The organism is Prauserella sp. PE36 (genome assembly GCF_003311655.1).
In the GTDB taxonomy this organism is placed as follows: Bacteria; Actinomycetota; Actinomycetes; order Mycobacteriales; family Pseudonocardiaceae; genus Prauserella_A; species Prauserella_A endophytica.
In genome coordinates this window covers 58,144-72,542 of sequence record NZ_QEQT01000111.1, presented here as the reverse complement: position 1 = coordinate 72,542, position 14,399 = coordinate 58,144, and the positions used below count along the sequence as shown (strand labels likewise).

Sequence of the window (14,399 nt, the reverse complement as noted above, 5' to 3'; positions counted from 1 at the left end):
TGCCCGCTCAGGTCCGCGAGTCCCCCGCTCAAGCCCGCGAGTTGCCCGCTCGGGTCCCCGAGTTGCCCGCTCGGGCCCGCGAGTTGCCCGCTCGGGTCGGTCTGTTCCGTCCGCGTTCTACCGGAGCGGGGAACTCGCAGTCCGGAACGCAGGACTCGCAGTCCGGAGCGGGGGACTCGCGGGCGGGAGCGGGGGACTCGCGGGCGGGAGCGGGGGACTCGCGGTTACTTGCCCTTGCTGGCGCCCTGGTAGTCCATGGTCACGATCACGATCACGCCGGCGCTGGAGTCCTTGATGCCGTCGAAGCGGGGTTCCACGCGGAGCCCGAACGCCGCGGCCAGCGCACGCGCCGCCTCCTCCTCGCCGGTGCCGGGGCGGTAGTAGGCGGTGCTGGTGGGGATGATGCCCGAGGGGTAGTTCGCCACCTGCACGACGTTCCAGCCCTGCGAGCGGAAGTCGTCGGCCGCCTGGGAGGCCAGGCCCTTGATGTTGCTGTTGTTGTAGACGCGCACACCGACCGACTGCTGCGCGGCGATCTGCTGGTCGTCGCCGCTCTGACCGTTGCCGGTGCCGTCACCGTCACCGTCGGCGCCGTCGCCGTTGCCGCCGGGCGCGGGCGTGTCACCGCCGGGACGCGAGGTCGCCGACCCCGGTGCGGAGGGCTGACCGGTCGTGGTCGAGGGCGACGCCTGGCCCGACGTCGGCTCCGGCCCCGAGGTGCCGTTGCCATCCGTGGGCGACGGCTGTGCCTGCGAGGTGGTGGGCTCCGCGGTCTCGTCGGGCTCGCCGTTGCCGGTCAGCAGCGTGATGCCACCGACGAGGGCCGCGACCAGTGCGACCGCGAGCAGCCCGAGGCCTGCCGCGCGCATCGGCCTGGACAGCCCGTCGAAGATGCTCATGGCAGTTCAATCCCCAACCGCCGTGCCGCGCGGGTGCGCTGCCGTGCGGCGCGCATCTTCCGCAGTCGCTTGACCAGCATCGGGTCCGCGCGCATGGCTTCCTGCTTGTCGATGAGCCGGTTCAGAATCTGGTAGTAGCGGGTCGGCGACATGCCGAACAGCTCGCGGATCGCCTGTTCCTTCGCCCCGGCGTACTTCCACCACTGACGTTCGAACGCGAGCACTTCCTGCTCGCGTTGCGACAGTCCCTCTGCGGGTTCACCGGCTGGGGCGGGCGGGGACGGCTGGCCGTTCTTGGCCATCGACTCCGCGGCGTCCATCTGGCTCCTCGCAATCTCGGCGAAATCACACGGCTGTCGTTCCGCGACGCCATTAGATCACGGGCTCCCCGCTCGCGCCCGTACCATGCCCGGCGCGTCCTGGCCCACGATCGCCTAGCATTACGGCCCGTGACCATCCACGCCATCCGCATCGCCGGCGATCCCGTCCTGCACACGCCCACCCGCGAGGTCGAGAAGTTCGACGCCGAGCTGGCCACCCTCGCCGAGGACATGTTCGAGACGATGTACGCGGCGGAAGGCGTGGGGCTCGCCGCCAACCAGATCGGCATCGACCTGCGGATCTTCGTGTACGACTGCCCCGACGACGAGGGCGTCCGGCACAAGGGCCTCGTGGTCAACCCAAAGCTCGAGACCTCCGAGATCCCCGAGACCATGCCCGACCCGGATGACGACTGGGAGGGCTGTCTCTCCGCACCCGGCGAGTCGTACCCGACGGGACGGGCGAAGTGGGCCAAGGTCACCGGCTTCGACCTGGAGGGCAACCCGATCGAGGTCGAGGGCACGGGCTACTTCGCGCGCTGCCTGCAGCACGAGACCGACCACCTCGACGGCTACATCTACCTCGACCGGCTGGTCGGCCGCCACGCGCGTGCGGCGAAGAAGATGCTCAAGGCGAACAAGTGGGGTGTTCCGGGCAACAGCTGGGTGCCCGAGCCCAGGCCGGTCCCCGAGGACTGACACCCCGGCTTCGCCCAGGGCGAACGCGGGGCACGCCGCCGCGAACCGAGCGCACAATCGAGTGTGTAACGGTGTAATCGAGGGCGGTGGACGCGGTGACCGATGCCGAAGCGTTCGACGCGTACTCCCGCACGGTGAGCGCCGTGGCGCGCACGGTGACCCCGCACGTCGCGAGCGTGCGGCTCGCGCGCGGCGGCGGGTCCGCGGTCGTGTTCGACGAGGGCTACCTGCTCACCAACGCGCACGTGGTCGGCCGCGACCAGCACGGAACGGCGACGTTCATCGACGGCGCCGAGGCTGACTTCCGGGTCGTGGGAGCGGACCCGCTCTCGGACCTCGCGGTGCTGCGGGTGCGTGGGCAGGCGCCCGAGCCCGCTGAGCTCGGTGACGCCGACCGGCTCGTCGTGGGCCAGCTCGTGGTCGCCATCGGCAGCCCGCTCGGCTTCTCGGGATCCGTCACGGCGGGCGTGGTCAGCGCGCTCGGCCGCGCGCTCCCGGTCCGGCAGGGCAGGACCGCGCGGGTGATCGAGGACGTGATCCAGACCGACGCCGCGCTCAACCCCGGCAACTCCGGCGGCGCGCTCGCCGACTCCGCCGGCCGGGTCGTCGGCGTCAACACGGCCGTCGCCGGGTTCGGGCTCGGCCTCGCCGTTCCCGTCAACGCCACCACGCGGCGCATCATCGACACCCTGCTCGTCGAGGGCCGCGTGCGCAGGGCCTACCTCGGCGTCGTCGGCGTGCCGTCGCCGTTGCCGGACGACGTCGCCGAGCGCACCGGGCAGACCGCCGGCGTGCGCGTGGTGGAGGTCGTCGCCGGAGGGCCCGCCGACCGCGCCGGACTGCATTCGGGTGATCTCGTGCTGACGGTCGCGCGCTCCCCCGTCTCCGACGCACAGGGCATCCAGCGTCAGCTCTTCGCCGAGGTCATCGGGACGCGACTGCCGGTGACGGTCCTGCGCAACGGCGCGATGGTTGACGTCTACGCCACACCGACCGAACTTGTGGGTTGAGGTCTGCGTCGCCGCATGGCATGGTCGGTGGGACAACCGAACATCGCGGGAGCTCGCGCCTTGGCGGGCTGAGAGGGCGGCTGGTGTCCATTTCGTGGACCCGGCGCCGCCGACCGCAGGAACCTGACTGGGTAATGCCAGCGTAGGGAGTGACTTCTTTTGACGACCCTGGAGAACAACGCCGCCGTGCAGCCGACCGTCACCACGGGTCCCATCACCGGTTCCCGCAAGGCTTACGTCCACACCGAATCCGGCCTGCGTGTCCCCGTCCGCCGCATCGATCTCTCGAACGGCGAGCACTTCGACGTGTACGACACCTCCGGCCCCTACACCGACCCGGACGCCGTCATCGACGTCCACAATGGACTACACCCGATGCGCTCCGGCTGGATCGACGGCCGTGAGCACCGCACCCAGCTAGGCTGGGCGAAGGCCGGCGTGATCACGCGCGAGATGGAGTTCATCGCCGCGCGCGAGCGCGTCGACCCCGAGTTCGTCCGTTCCGAAGTGGCCAGCGGCCGGGCCGTGATTCCGGCGAATCGCAAACATCCCGAGTCGGAGCCGATGATCATCGGCAAGAACTTCCTCGTCAAGATCAACGCCAACATGGGCAACTCGGCCGTGTGGTCGTCGGTCGAGGAGGAGGTGGACAAGATGGTGTGGGCGACCCGATGGGGCGCCGACACGATCATGGACCTCTCCACCGGCAAGCGCATCCACGAGACCCGCGAGTGGATCCTGCGCAACTCGCCCGTGCCCGTCGGCACGGTGCCGATCTACCAGGCGCTGGAGAAGGTGAACGGCGAGCCGGAGAAGCTCACGTGGGAGATCTACCGCGACACCGTGATCGAGCAGTGTGAACAGGGTGTCGACTACATGACCGTGCACGCGGGCGTGCTGCTGCGGTACGTCCCGCTCACCGCCAACCGCGTCACCGGCATCGTGTCGCGCGGAGGGTCGATCATGGCCGCGTGGTGCCTCGCGCACCACCAGGAGTCGTTCCTCTACACGCATTTCTCGGAGCTGTGCGAGATCCTGCGGGACTACGACGTCACGTTCTCGCTCGGTGACGGCCTGCGTCCCGGCTCGATCGCCGACGCCAACGACCGCGCGCAGTTCGCGGAGCTGGAGACCCTTGGCGAGCTGACCCACATCGCCCGCGAGCACGACGTGCAGGTGATGATCGAGGGCCCCGGTCACGTGCCGATGCACAAGATCAAGGAGAACGTGGAGCTGGAGGAGAAGCTCTGCGGCGAGGCACCGTTCTACACCCTCGGTCCACTCGCGACGGACATCGCGCCCGCCTACGACCACATCACGTCCGCGATCGGCGCGGCGCAGATCGGCTGGTACGGCACCGCGATGCTGTGCTACGTCACGCCGAAGGAGCACCTGGGCCTGCCCAACCGCGACGACGTGAAGACCGGAGTGATCACTTACAAGATCGCCGCGCACGCCGCCGACCTCGCGAAGGGACACCCCTACGCGCAGGAGTGGGACGACGAGCTGTCCAAGGCCCGCTTCGAGTTCCGCTGGCACGACCAGTTCAACTTGTCGCTCGACCCGGACACCGCACGTTCGTTCCACGACGAGACGCTGCCCGCCGAGCCCGCGAAGACGGCGCACTTCTGCTCGATGTGCGGGCCGAAGTTCTGCTCGATGCGCATCACCCAGGACGTGCGCAAGTACGCCGAGGAGCACGGTCTGTCCTCTGTGGAGGCCATCGAGGCCGGAATGCGCGAGAAGTCGGAGGAGTTCGGCGAGCACGGTAACCAGGTGTACCTGCCGGTGGTCGACAGGTAATGAGCGCGACCCCGAAGACCGCCCTCACCATCGCCGGATCCGACTCCGGCGGTGGTGCCGGCATCCAGGCCGACCTGCGCACCTTCTTCGCGTGCGGGGTGCACGGGATGACCGCCATCACGGCGGTCACCGTGCAGAACTCGCTGGGAGTACAGGGATTCAGCGAGGTGCCCGTGGACGTCGTCACCGCGCAGATCAGGGCGGTCGCCGGCGACATGGGCGTGGACGCGGCCAAGACCGGCATGCTCGCAACGGCCGAGATCATCCACGCGGTCGCCGAGACGCTCGACGAGGTCCACATCGGACGGCATCACGAGACGCCGTTCGTGGTGGACCCCGTCGCCGCGTCGATGCACGGAGACCCGTTGCTGCGGGAGGAGGCGCTCGAGGCGATCCGCACCGAGCTGCTTCCCCGGGCGACGCTCGTGACGCCGAACCTGGACGAGGTGCGACTGCTCACCGGAGTTGCGGTGACCGACACCGGCAGCCAGCGCGAGGCGGCAGACGCGCTGCTGGAGTTCGGCTCGCAGTGGGTGCTGGTCAAGGGCGGGCACATGTACGACAACCCCGAGTGCGTCGACCTGCTCTCCGATGGTGTGCAGTACGTCGAGCTGAAGGGGCCCCGGCACGACGTCGAGCACACGCACGGCGGCGGGGACACGCTGGCCTCGGCCATCACGGCGTCGCTGGCAAAGGACCTCGGAGTGCCCGATGCGGTGTCGGCCGGCAAACGGTTCATCGAGCGATCCGTCGCCGAGGCGTACCCGCTCGGCGAGGGAATCGGCCCGGTTTCACCGTTCTGGCGACTGGACCACGAGGCGTGAGGTGCGGGCGGCGACGGTCGCCCACGCCACCACCAGCAGCCCGTAGAGCGCAACGGCGACCAGGCTGAACAGTCCGGAGTGGACCCTGGCGGCCAGCGCGCTCGTGCCCGTGACCACCGTGCCGAGCGGGAACGTGAAGCTCCACCACGTGAGCGCGAAGGGCAGCCCCGCACGGATCGTGCGCAGGGTCAGCGCGGCGGCCAGCACCAGCCACATCATCGCGAACCCCCACGTGGGCACCCCGTAGAGCAGGCCGAACGCGGCCGCCGCCGCACCGTAGGGCGCGGACAGGGCGCTCTCCGCCACGGTGCCGAGCAGGTTCGCCGCGGTCACCGACTGGCCCAGCGGGCCGAGCACGATCCACACGGTGGGCACGGTCGCGGCGGCGCCGGTCTTGTGCTGCACGAGCCGCTGCCACACCAGCGGCAGGAGGCACAGCGTGGCGAACAGGCTGATGCCGAACATCGCGTAGCAGGCCAGCAGCATCGCGGTGCGCGCTCCGCCCGCCGGCAGGTGCGGGACGAGCAGCGCGCCGTTCGCGGCGGAGACCATCGGCGGCACCACCGGCATCAGCCAGCCGGCGAACGTGCTCTGCGGCGTGAGGTCGTGGGTGGTCATCATCCGGTACGGGATCCACACGGTGGTGACGAGCCCGAGCAGCGTGCCCGCGCTCCACAGCACCCAGTCGATCGCGAGCGCGGCGCCGAGGCCGAGGATGTCCTGGCCCAGCAGCAGGGTCCCGGCTCCGACGGTCACCAGCGCCATCGGCGGGGCGCCCCAGAACTGGGCGAGCACGGGGTCGTGGGCGAACCCGCGTGCGACGGCGCGGTGCCGCGTCCAGAGCACACCCCACGCCGCAGTGAGCCCGAGCAGCACGAGTGCCGCGAGCACCCAGACGACGGTGGCCACGGCGCGCAGCCCTGGGAACTGGGCGGGCAGGGTCACCGCGGCGTTCGCCACGATGCCGGTGCCCATCACCGAGGCGAACCAGTTGGGCCCGAAGCCCGTGACGCGGGAGGCCCGCGGGGCGGGCGGCGCGGCAGGCGGGGCGGGGAGGGTGCTCGTCACCCCTTCACGATGCGGTCACCCTGCCCAACCTGGTAGTCCCCGATCAGCGATGGATGCATAGGCTACGGTTATGCCTTTGCCATCGAGAGTGACCGACCTGACCAGCTTCGACCTGCTGCTGAGCGTCGCCGAGCTGGGCAGCATCGGCCGCGCGGCGAAGGCACACGGCATCTCCCAGCCCGCGGCGAGCGCCCGGCTGCGGCAGCTGGAGCGGCAGGTGGGCGTGCCGCTGCTCGAACGAGCCACTCGCGGAGCGCGGCTGACGACGGCGGGTGAGCTGGTGGCCGGCTGGGCGCAGCCGGTGGTGGAGCGGGCCGCCGACCTGGAGGCCGGGATCGCCGCGCTGCGCGCCGACCGGCACACGCACCTGCGGATCGCGGCGAGCCTCACCGTCGCCGAGTACCTGCTGCCGCGCTGGCTGATCGCGCTGCGCGCGGCCGATCCGGACACGGTGACCGCGCTCAGCTCGGGCAACTCGCACGAGGTCGCCGAGCAGGTGCTCGCGGGCGATGTCGACCTCGGCTTCGTCGAGGGTCCCGAGCTGCCGCCCGGGCTGCGGGCCGCCGACGTGGCGACCGACGAGCTGGTGCTCGTGGTCGCCCCGGGCCACCGCTGGGCGTCGCGACGACGCCGCCCGCGCGCCGCCGAGCTCGCGGGAACCCCGCTGGTGAGCAGGGAACCGGGTTCGGGCACGCGGCAGGCGTGGGAGTGGGCGCTGCAGGCGTGCGGGGAGACCGAGCTGGCGGCGCCGCTGCTGGAGGTGTCGTCCACCACCGCGATCAAGGCGGCGGCCATCGGCGGCATCGCCCCCGCGGTGCTCAGCGCGCACGCGGTGGTGCCCGAGCTGGACGCCGGAACGCTCGTGCGCGTGCCGGTACCCGACCTCGACCTGCGCAGGAGGCTGCGCGCGGTGTGGCCGTCAGGGCAGACGCTGCGCGGGCCCGCCGCCGACCTGCTCACCATCGCGCTGCGCAGCCGGACCGAGGGGTGAACGCCCGATGAACGAATGGGTCTTCCCGGCAACACCGGCATGATCCGCTCCTAGGCTTGTTGATCCACAGCGAGCCGAGGAGTGAGCGCCGGGAATGAGTCTCGGACAGAGGTTGGAGTCGATGGCCGAGCTGCTCCTCTCCAACCAGGGCAGCCTCGTACTCGGGATCGCGGCACTGCTCGCCGTCGTCGCACCGTTCGCCGACCGCTACGTCATCCGGCGCAAGCGCCTGTACTACCGCGTCCAGTACAACTCGAAGCTCGGTCTCAGCCCCGTCGACCTCAAGGACGCCGACAACACCGTCAAGCACGCCGACACCGAGCTCCAGCCCATCGCGGAGCTGCTGGACCGCATGAGCATCGTCGTGATCCGCGTGCGCAACACCGGCATCGACGACATCACAAAGGACGACTTCGACGGCACCCCGCTGGAGTTCACCTTCGGCGGCAGGGTCATCTGGAACGCGCGGATCTCCGAGCCCTCCGTGGAGACCCACCGCAAGCAGCTCACCGACGGCCTGGAGTTCTTCAGCACCACAGAGTCGAACGGCGCCAGGGAGCAGCACAACTCCCTCGACGCGGTGCGCACCACGCTCCGCCAGAAACTGCTGGCCTGGTGGCGCAAGCCGCCGGAGCAGCGGGAGCCTGCCCCGCCCGCGCAGGCCCCGCAGTGGGACGGCGTGCGGCTGCTGGACCTGAACCTGGTGCGCAAGGAGAAGTTCAAGCTCGTCGTGGTGCTGCGCGAGCCGGACCACAACCGCAAGGGCCCGCTCACCAAGGCCGTCGAGTGCTCGGGACACGTCTCGGGCGGGCGGATCCTCGATGAGCGCACGCAACGCAAGGCCACGTGGCCGCGCGTCACGGCGACGCTCGGCATGCTGCTCACCGGGGCGCTCATCGCAACCCTGATCGCCGGCGCGTCCCGCTCCGAGACCGAGCCCGGGCTCGCGTGCGCCGACGGAGCGCTGCGGATCGTCGGCTCCAGTGCGTTCTCCCCCATCGCCGCCAACATCGCGCAGGGCTACACCCACGCGTGCGGCGCGGCCGAGGTGAGCGCCGTGGCGACGGGCAGCATCAACGGGGTGCGGATGCTCGCGGCCGCCGACGAGGACGAGAGCGAGGAGCTCGCCGCGCTGTCGGACGGCGAGACCGGCGTGGCGACCGACGAACTCGTGCCACACGCGGTGGCGGTGATCGTCTACACGGTGGTGGTCAACGACTCCGTCGGCGTGGAGACGCTGACGCGGGAGCAGCTCGCCGGGATCTACTCCGGTCGCTACCGGGACTGGAACGAAGTCCGCGCTGGACCGTCGCTGCCGATCCGCATCGTGGGGCGTGGCCAGGAGTCCGGGTCTCGGCAGACGTTCGAGCGCACGGTGCTGGGCGCGTCGGAGGGCGGCCTGACATCGGACTCCTGCGAGCGGGCCGACCGGGGCGCGCCCGCGCCGACGATCCGGTGCGAGCGCGGCACCGAGGCCGAGGTGGTGGGCGAGATCGCGGCCACGGGAGGGGCGATCGGCTATGTCGACCTTCCCTCCGCCAACGACGCGCAGGCCGACGGGCATCCCATCGAGATCGTGGAGCTGGACGGCGACTACCCCGACGCGAGCACGGCCTCGCAAGGCTATCCTTTTTGGACGATCGAGTACCTCTACACCAAGGGCGTTCCCGCCGAAGGGACCGTCCTGCGGACGTTCCTCGACTACCTGCGCAGCGGCACCGCGCGGGCCGAGCTGCGCGACGCCGGCTACACGCCGTGCGTCGGCAAGGACGGTGACCTGCACGAGCTGTGCCGCTGAGCCCATTACCCCGGGGGTAATGGTCAGGACCCTTCTCCGTGGTCAAGATCGACCCCATGCCGACGACGACCACACACGACGTGGTGACCGAACTGCTGACACGCATCGGCGAGGGCGACCCCGCGCGCATCGCCGAGCTGTACGCCGAGGACTGCGACTGGAAGCTCAACTGGCCCGAGGCCGAGCACGGACGGGCCGCGACGCCATGGATCCGCCACCGCTCCACCCGCGCCGACGCCGCCGCCCACTATCGCGAGCTGGCCACCCACCACGTGCCCGAGGCCATGGACACGCGGATCGAGCGCGTGCTCGTCGACGGCGACGACGCCGTGGTGCTCGGCGAGATCAGGCAGACCGCGCGGTCCACCGGTGTGGCCTACCGAGCCCGGTTCGCCCTGCACCTCACGGTCGGGCACGGCCTGGTGACCCGTCACCACGTCTACGAGGACAGCCTCGCCGTGGCCAAGGCCTTCGGGGGTGAGCGGGCGCTGTAGGCGACACTGGAGGCCATGAGCCAAGCCCGACCACCGGCCGCGCTGACCATCGCCGGATCCGACTCCGGCGGTGCCGCGGGGCTGCAGGCCGACCTGCGGACGTTCCTGACCTGCGGCGTGCACGGCCTGGTCGCCGTCACAGCCGTGACCGTGCAGAACACGCTCGGCGTGCACGACCGCACCGACATCCCCGCGCGCATCGTCGCGGCCCAGATCGAGGCCGTCGCCGACGACATGGGGCTGCAGGCGGCCAAGACCGGGATGCTCGCCTCCGCCGAGATCATCCACGCGGTCGCGCGGGCGTGCGACAAGGCGGGCATCGGGCGCGACGCCGAGGTGCCGTTCGTGGTCGACCCGGTGGCGGCGTCCATGCACGGCCACCCGCTCTTCGACGACGCCGGCCTCGCCGCGCTGCGGGAGCAGCTGCTGCCGCGCGCGACAGTGGTGACGCCGAACCTCGACGAGGTGCGCCTGCTCACCGGCATCGAGGTGACCGACCGCGAGCGCATGCGTGAGGCGGCCGTCGCCCTGCACGGGCTCGGCCCCCGGTACGTGCTGGTCAAGAGCGGCCACCTGGTCGAGGACCCGGAATGCGTGGACGTGCTCTACGACGGCGAGACGTTCACCGAGCTGCCCGGCCCGCGCTTCGCGACGCCGCACACCCACGGAGCCGGTGACGCGATGGCGTCGGCGTTCACCGCCGGACTGGCGCGCGGCATGGAGGTGGCGGAGGCCGCGCGGTTCGGCAAGTGGTTCGTCAGCAACGCCGTGGAGCACTCGTATCCGATGGGCGCCAAGGTGGGCCCGGTTTCCGCGTTCTGGCGTCTGGCACCTGATCGTTTTGCCTAGGATCGCCCGCGTGAGTATGCGCGAGCGGGTGCGGCGGATCGTCGAGGACAAGAGGTTCCAGAACTTCATCATCGCGGTGATCATCTTCAATGCGGGCACGCTCGCACTGGAGACCTCGCGGAGCGTCCTGGCCGGCTACGGCACCCTGCTGCACACGCTCGACTACCTCGCGCTCGCGATCTTCGTGGTGGAGCTGCTCGCCAAGTTCTACGTGTATCGCAAGGACTTCTTCCGCGACGCGTGGAACATCTTCGACGTCGTGGTGGTCGGCATCGCGCTCGTCCCCGCCACAGGACCCTTCGCGGTGCTGCGGGCGCTGCGCATCCTGCGGGTGCTGCGGCTCGTTTCGCTGGTGCCGTCGATGCGCAAGGTCGTGGCGGGTCTGCTGGCCGCTGTCCCGGGCATGGCCTCGATCGCCGCGCTGCTCGGCCTGATCATCTTCGTGGCCGGCGTGATGGCCACCAAGCTCTTCGGCGCCATCGCGCCCGAGGACTTCAGCGATCTCGGCACGTCGCTGTTCACGCTGTTCCAGGTGATGACCGGCGAGGCGTGGCCGGACATCGCCGAGCGCGTCATGGAACAGGCGCCGATGGCGTGGATCTTCTTCGTCGTCTACATCCTCGTGTCCAGCTTCGCGGTGCTGAACCTGTTCATCGCCGTGGTGGTGAGCGCCATGGAGGACCAGCTGCGCGACGAGATCCGCGAGGAGGAGGGCAAGCACGCCGCCGAGCAGGCCGCCGTGAGCGCGGAGATCCTCGCCGAGCTACGAGCCCTTCGCGCCGAGGTCGCCCACCTCCGCGAACGCCAACCCGACCCGAGCTAGCCGAGCCGCCCAACTGCCGAGCCGCCCAACTGCAGTGAAGGCCACCTTCACTGCGTTGAACGCAGTGAAGGTGGCCTTCACTGCAGGGGGCGAACGGGTCAGTCCTCTTCCGTTAGGAGGGCCTCTAGGGCGGGCAGCGCGGCGGCGAGTGCCTCGCGGTGTTCCGGGGAGAGCCGGTCGATACGCGCGCTCAGCTCGTGGATGCGGGTGGAGCGCACCCCGGAGAGCGCCCGCTCGCCCTCCTCGGTCACCGTGGCCAGCCACGCGCGCCGGTCGACCGGGTCCGACTCCCTGCGCACGTAGCCGGACTCGACGAGCGCGGCGACGATGCGAGACATCGTCGCCGCGGCCACGCCCTCCTTCGCCGCGAGGTCGCCCAAACGCAGCTGGCCGTAGGCGCTGAGCGTCGCCAGCGCCGAGATGGCACCGTGACCGGGCCCCGGCGAGCCCGCCTGCCGCAGTGAGCGCGAGAGCCTGCCGATGGCGAGGAACAACCTGCCGGGGACGTCTTGCGACGACGTGGTCACCTAACGCTCCTTCGGGTACGCGCGCGCCGGAAATTGCGGTTCACCATACGTTGTGGCAGGTGCGGGCGCGCGTGAACCCGTCAGCGTGGCGGACTCGACGCGTGTGCCCAGAACCGCTGCGGAATGCGGCCTGCCGCACGGGCCAGCCTGCCCGCGGAGACGGCCGAGCGCATGGCGCAGGCCATCCGTTCGGGGTCCTGCGCCCGGGTGACGGCGGTGGACAGCAGCACGGCGTCGCAGCCCAGCTCCATCGCGAGCGTCGCGTCGGAGGCCGTGCCGATCCCGGCGTCGAGGATGATCGGCACGCTCGCGCGGGCCACGATCAGCTCGATGTTGTGCGGGTTGCGGATGCCGAGCCCCGTGCCGATCGGCGCGCCCAGCGGCATCACCGCCGCGCAGCCCGCCTCCTCCAGGCGCAGGGCCAGCACGGGATCGTCGTTGGTGTAGACGAACACCGTGAAGCCGTCGGCCACCAGCCGCTCGGCGGCGTCCAGTGTCTCGACGGGGTCGGGCAGCAGCGTGCGGTCGTCGGCGTGCACCTCGAGCTTGACGAGATCGGTCTCCAGCGCCTCGCGCGCGAGCTGAGCCGTCAGCACCGCCTCCGCCGCGCTGCGGCAGCCCGCGGTGTTGGGCAGCAGCGTGATGCCGAGCCGCCGTAGCAGCTCCAGCACACCGGAGCCGCCCTCGGCGTCGGCCCTGCGCATCGCGACCGTGGTCAGCTCCGTGCCCGAGGCCACGAGCGCACGCTCCAGGACGCTGAGGTTGGCCGCCCCGCCGGTGCCGATGATGAGCCGCGACGTGAGCTTGTGGTCACCGATCACCAGGTGATCGCCTTCGTCGATCATCTCTACCCTCCTTGCACGGCTGTGAGGATCTCCAGCCGGGCGCCGTCCGGCACGACGACCTCGGCCCAGTTCGCCCTGCGCACGACCTCGCCGTCGAGCGCCACCGCGACGCCCTGGCGCGGCGTGCCCAGCGCGGTCAGCAGGTCGGCCACCGTGCTGCCGTCGGGGAACTCCCGTTCCTCGCCGTTGATGTGGATGTGGATGTGCATCAGACTCGTTCCTCGCTGCGAATCCGGTTTGGGTGTGCCGCCGCGGCTCCCGGAGGCAGGGGCGCGTCCGCGAGCAGGGCGAGCACCGCGTCGGCGGTGACGGGCGCGAGCAGCAGCCCGTTGCGGTGATGGCCGGTCGCCGCGAGCACCCCGGAGCCGAGTTCGCCCAGGTAGGGCAGGTTGTCGGCGCTCGCGGCGCGCAGTCCGGCCTTCGTCTCGGTGAGTTCGTACTCGGCGACGGCGGGGAAGATCCGTTCGGCGCCCTCCAGCAGCTCGCGCACGCCGCGGGCGGTGGGGGCCGGATCGAACCCGGCCTCGTACTGCGTGGCGCCGAGCACCAGCTCGCCGTCGGCGCGCGGGACGAGGTAGACGGGCCTGCCCTCGACGAACGCGCGGACGGTGCGCTCCGGCGGCGGCAGGGTGGTCCGGCGGGCCCGCAGGCGCAGGATCTCGCCCTTCAAGGGGCGGACGTGACCGGTCAGCTCGGGGGCGAGCCTGCCGCTCCACGCACCGGCCGCGAGGACGACGGTGTCGAAGCCACGCTCTCCGGAGGCGGTGCGCACCGAGTCCTCGGTGACCTCCTCGGCCGCCTCGGCGACGAACCTCGCACCGTGCCGCCGCGCCGCGCCGAGCAGCGCGTCGAGGAGCCTGCGGTTGTCGACGGCGAGGTCGCCTGGCACCACGAGCCCGCCGCGGACCGCACCGGACAGCCCGCCCTCGGTGCGGCGCAGCTCGCGGCCCGTCACGTAGGTCGCCTCCCGGCCCAGTTCTCGCAGGTACTCGCCGAGGACCCGCAGCTGTTCGGCGTCGGCGTGGTCGAACGCGGCGACGATCGTGCCCGAGTACGAGAGCCCGGGGTCGAAACCCTCGGCGGCCAGTTCGCGGGCGAAGGCCGGCCACCGCCGTAGCGACTCCTCCCCCAGTTCGAGCACGGCCTCCTCACCGGGCCAGGCCTCGGTGACCGGCGCGAGCATCCCGCCTGCGACCCACGAGGCGCCACGGGCGGGATCGGGGTCGAACACCGTCACGCGGTGTCCGGAGGCAGCGGCACGCCACGCGATGGCCAGGCCGATCACACCGGCGCCGACGATCGCGAGGTTGGGGTTGCTGGTCATTGGAATCACGCTCCCTGCGCCGGCATGATCCGGATCAGGTTCCACGGTCGGAGCGGCGGCTCCCTCTCAGCCCGTGCCTCGGGCTCCCGTGCGGACGTCCCCCACCGTACAGGGCCGTACTACGG

The 14,399-nt window shown here is 71.1% G+C and carries 16 protein-coding genes and 2 riboswitches; of the genes, 9 read left to right on the top strand and 7 right to left on the bottom strand.

Annotated features, from left to right (window positions below; genetic code table 11):
* Nucleotides 1-224: 224 nt before the first annotated feature.
* Nucleotides 225-899 (bottom strand): LytR C-terminal domain-containing protein, encoded by a 675-nt coding sequence (locus DI005_RS37030; RefSeq protein ID WP_113645112.1) that lies wholly within the window; start codon nucleotides 897-899, stop codon nucleotides 225-227.
* Nucleotides 896-1,219: a DUF3263 domain-containing protein gene (locus DI005_RS37025; protein ID WP_112264571.1), complete on the bottom strand. Its 324-nt coding sequence runs from the start codon at nucleotides 1,217-1,219 to the stop codon at nucleotides 896-898. The genes DI005_RS37030 and DI005_RS37025 overlap by 4 nt, the downstream gene beginning before the upstream one ends.
* A gap of 129 nt (nucleotides 1,220-1,348) precedes the next feature.
* Between DI005_RS37025 and DI005_RS37020 the strand changes: the two genes are divergently transcribed.
* From DI005_RS37020 to thiD (DI005_RS37005), 4 genes are all read left to right on the top strand, one after another.
* On the top strand, nucleotides 1,349-1,918 hold the full coding sequence (locus tag DI005_RS37020; RefSeq protein ID WP_113645111.1) for a peptide deformylase: 570 nt from the start codon (nucleotides 1,349-1,351) through the stop codon (nucleotides 1,916-1,918).
* A gap of 95 nt (nucleotides 1,919-2,013) precedes the next feature.
* Entirely contained in the window at nucleotides 2,014-2,928 is a 915-nt protein-coding gene (locus tag DI005_RS37015; protein ID WP_112264725.1) for a S1C family serine protease, read from the top strand.
* A 35-nt stretch (nucleotides 2,929-2,963) separates the two neighbouring features.
* A riboswitch (TPP riboswitch) is annotated at nucleotides 2,964-3,093 on the top strand.
* Nucleotides 3,088-4,731: a phosphomethylpyrimidine synthase ThiC gene (gene thiC, locus DI005_RS37010; protein WP_304481746.1), complete on the top strand. Its 1,644-nt coding sequence runs from the start codon at nucleotides 3,088-3,090 to the stop codon at nucleotides 4,729-4,731. It overlaps the preceding riboswitch by 6 nt.
* Nucleotides 4,731-5,555, top strand: a complete 825-nt coding sequence (thiD, locus tag DI005_RS37005) for a bifunctional hydroxymethylpyrimidine kinase/phosphomethylpyrimidine kinase (RefSeq protein WP_112264576.1) — start codon at nucleotides 4,731-4,733, stop codon at nucleotides 5,553-5,555. The genes thiC and thiD (DI005_RS37005) overlap by 1 nt, the downstream gene beginning before the upstream one ends.
* Here the strand turns inward: thiD (DI005_RS37005) and DI005_RS37000 are convergent.
* Complete coding sequence (locus DI005_RS37000) at nucleotides 5,523-6,623, bottom strand: TDT family transporter (protein ID WP_233520448.1); 1,101 nt, start codon at nucleotides 6,621-6,623, stop codon at nucleotides 5,523-5,525. The genes thiD (DI005_RS37005) and DI005_RS37000 overlap by 33 nt on opposite strands.
* A gap of 70 nt (nucleotides 6,624-6,693) precedes the next feature.
* Between DI005_RS37000 and DI005_RS36995 the strand changes: the two genes are divergently transcribed.
* From DI005_RS36995 to DI005_RS36975, 5 genes are all read left to right on the top strand, one after another.
* Complete coding sequence (locus DI005_RS36995) at nucleotides 6,694-7,614, top strand: LysR family transcriptional regulator (protein ID WP_199543545.1); 921 nt, start codon at nucleotides 6,694-6,696, stop codon at nucleotides 7,612-7,614.
* 121 nt (nucleotides 7,615-7,735) lie between these two features.
* On the top strand, nucleotides 7,736-9,412 hold the full coding sequence (locus DI005_RS36990; RefSeq protein WP_233520447.1) for a PstS family phosphate ABC transporter substrate-binding protein: 1,677 nt from the start codon (nucleotides 7,736-7,738) through the stop codon (nucleotides 9,410-9,412).
* A 56-nt stretch (nucleotides 9,413-9,468) separates the two neighbouring features.
* Nucleotides 9,469-9,906: a nuclear transport factor 2 family protein gene (locus tag DI005_RS36985; protein ID WP_113645193.1), complete on the top strand. Its 438-nt coding sequence runs from the start codon at nucleotides 9,469-9,471 to the stop codon at nucleotides 9,904-9,906.
* 15 nt (nucleotides 9,907-9,921) lie between these two features.
* Entirely contained in the window at nucleotides 9,922-10,755 is an 834-nt protein-coding gene (thiD, locus tag DI005_RS36980) for a bifunctional hydroxymethylpyrimidine kinase/phosphomethylpyrimidine kinase (RefSeq protein ID WP_113645109.1), read from the top strand.
* Nucleotides 10,756-10,765: 10 nt separating this feature from the next.
* Nucleotides 10,766-11,578 (top strand): ion transporter, encoded by an 813-nt coding sequence (locus tag DI005_RS36975; protein WP_112264581.1) that lies wholly within the window; start codon nucleotides 10,766-10,768, stop codon nucleotides 11,576-11,578.
* A gap of 98 nt (nucleotides 11,579-11,676) precedes the next feature.
* Here the strand turns inward: DI005_RS36975 and DI005_RS36970 are convergent, their stop codons facing one another.
* From DI005_RS36970 to thiO, 4 genes are all read right to left on the bottom strand, one after another.
* The gene (locus DI005_RS36970) at nucleotides 11,677-12,105 is read right to left on the bottom strand and encodes a MarR family winged helix-turn-helix transcriptional regulator (protein WP_112264583.1); all 429 of its coding nucleotides are present in this window, start codon (nucleotides 12,103-12,105) and stop codon (nucleotides 11,677-11,679) included.
* An 80-nt stretch (nucleotides 12,106-12,185) separates the two neighbouring features.
* Nucleotides 12,186-12,950 (bottom strand): thiazole synthase, encoded by a 765-nt coding sequence (locus DI005_RS36965; protein WP_113645108.1) that lies wholly within the window; start codon nucleotides 12,948-12,950, stop codon nucleotides 12,186-12,188.
* Between the two features lie 2 nt (nucleotides 12,951-12,952).
* Nucleotides 12,953-13,153, bottom strand: a complete 201-nt coding sequence (gene thiS, locus DI005_RS36960; protein ID WP_112264734.1) for a sulfur carrier protein ThiS — start codon at nucleotides 13,151-13,153, stop codon at nucleotides 12,953-12,955.
* A 5-nt stretch (nucleotides 13,154-13,158) separates the two neighbouring features.
* The gene (thiO, locus tag DI005_RS36955) at nucleotides 13,159-14,274 is read right to left on the bottom strand and encodes a glycine oxidase ThiO (protein WP_112264587.1); all 1,116 of its coding nucleotides are present in this window, start codon (nucleotides 14,272-14,274) and stop codon (nucleotides 13,159-13,161) included.
* A riboswitch (TPP riboswitch) is annotated at nucleotides 14,269-14,374 on the bottom strand. (Overlaps the previous gene by 6 nt.)
* Nucleotides 14,375-14,399 lie beyond the last annotated feature (25 nt).

Bases quoted from the DNA above. Each gene is read 5' to 3' on its own strand.
- DI005_RS37030 (WP_113645112.1), bottom strand. From the start codon at position 899: ATGAGCATCTTCGACGGGCTGTCCAGGCCGATGCGCGCGGCAGGCCTC.
- DI005_RS37025 (WP_112264571.1), bottom strand. From the start codon at position 1,219: ATGGACGCCGCGGAGTCGATGGCCAAGAACGGCCAGCCGTCCCCGCCC.
- thiD (WP_112264576.1), top strand. From the start codon at position 4,731: ATGAGCGCGACCCCGAAGACCGCCCTCACCATCGCCGGATCCGACTCC.
- DI005_RS36995 (WP_199543545.1), top strand. From the start codon at position 6,694: ATGCCTTTGCCATCGAGAGTGACCGACCTGACCAGCTTCGACCTGCTG.
- DI005_RS36990 (WP_233520447.1), top strand. From the start codon at position 7,736: ATGGCCGAGCTGCTCCTCTCCAACCAGGGCAGCCTCGTACTCGGGATC.
- DI005_RS36985 (WP_113645193.1), top strand. From the start codon at position 9,469: ATGCCGACGACGACCACACACGACGTGGTGACCGAACTGCTGACACGC.
- thiD (WP_113645109.1), top strand. From the start codon at position 9,922: ATGAGCCAAGCCCGACCACCGGCCGCGCTGACCATCGCCGGATCCGAC.
- DI005_RS36965 (WP_113645108.1), bottom strand. From the start codon at position 12,950: ATGATCGACGAAGGCGATCACCTGGTGATCGGTGACCACAAGCTCACG.
- thiO (WP_112264587.1), bottom strand. From the start codon at position 14,274: ATGACCAGCAACCCCAACCTCGCGATCGTCGGCGCCGGTGTGATCGGC.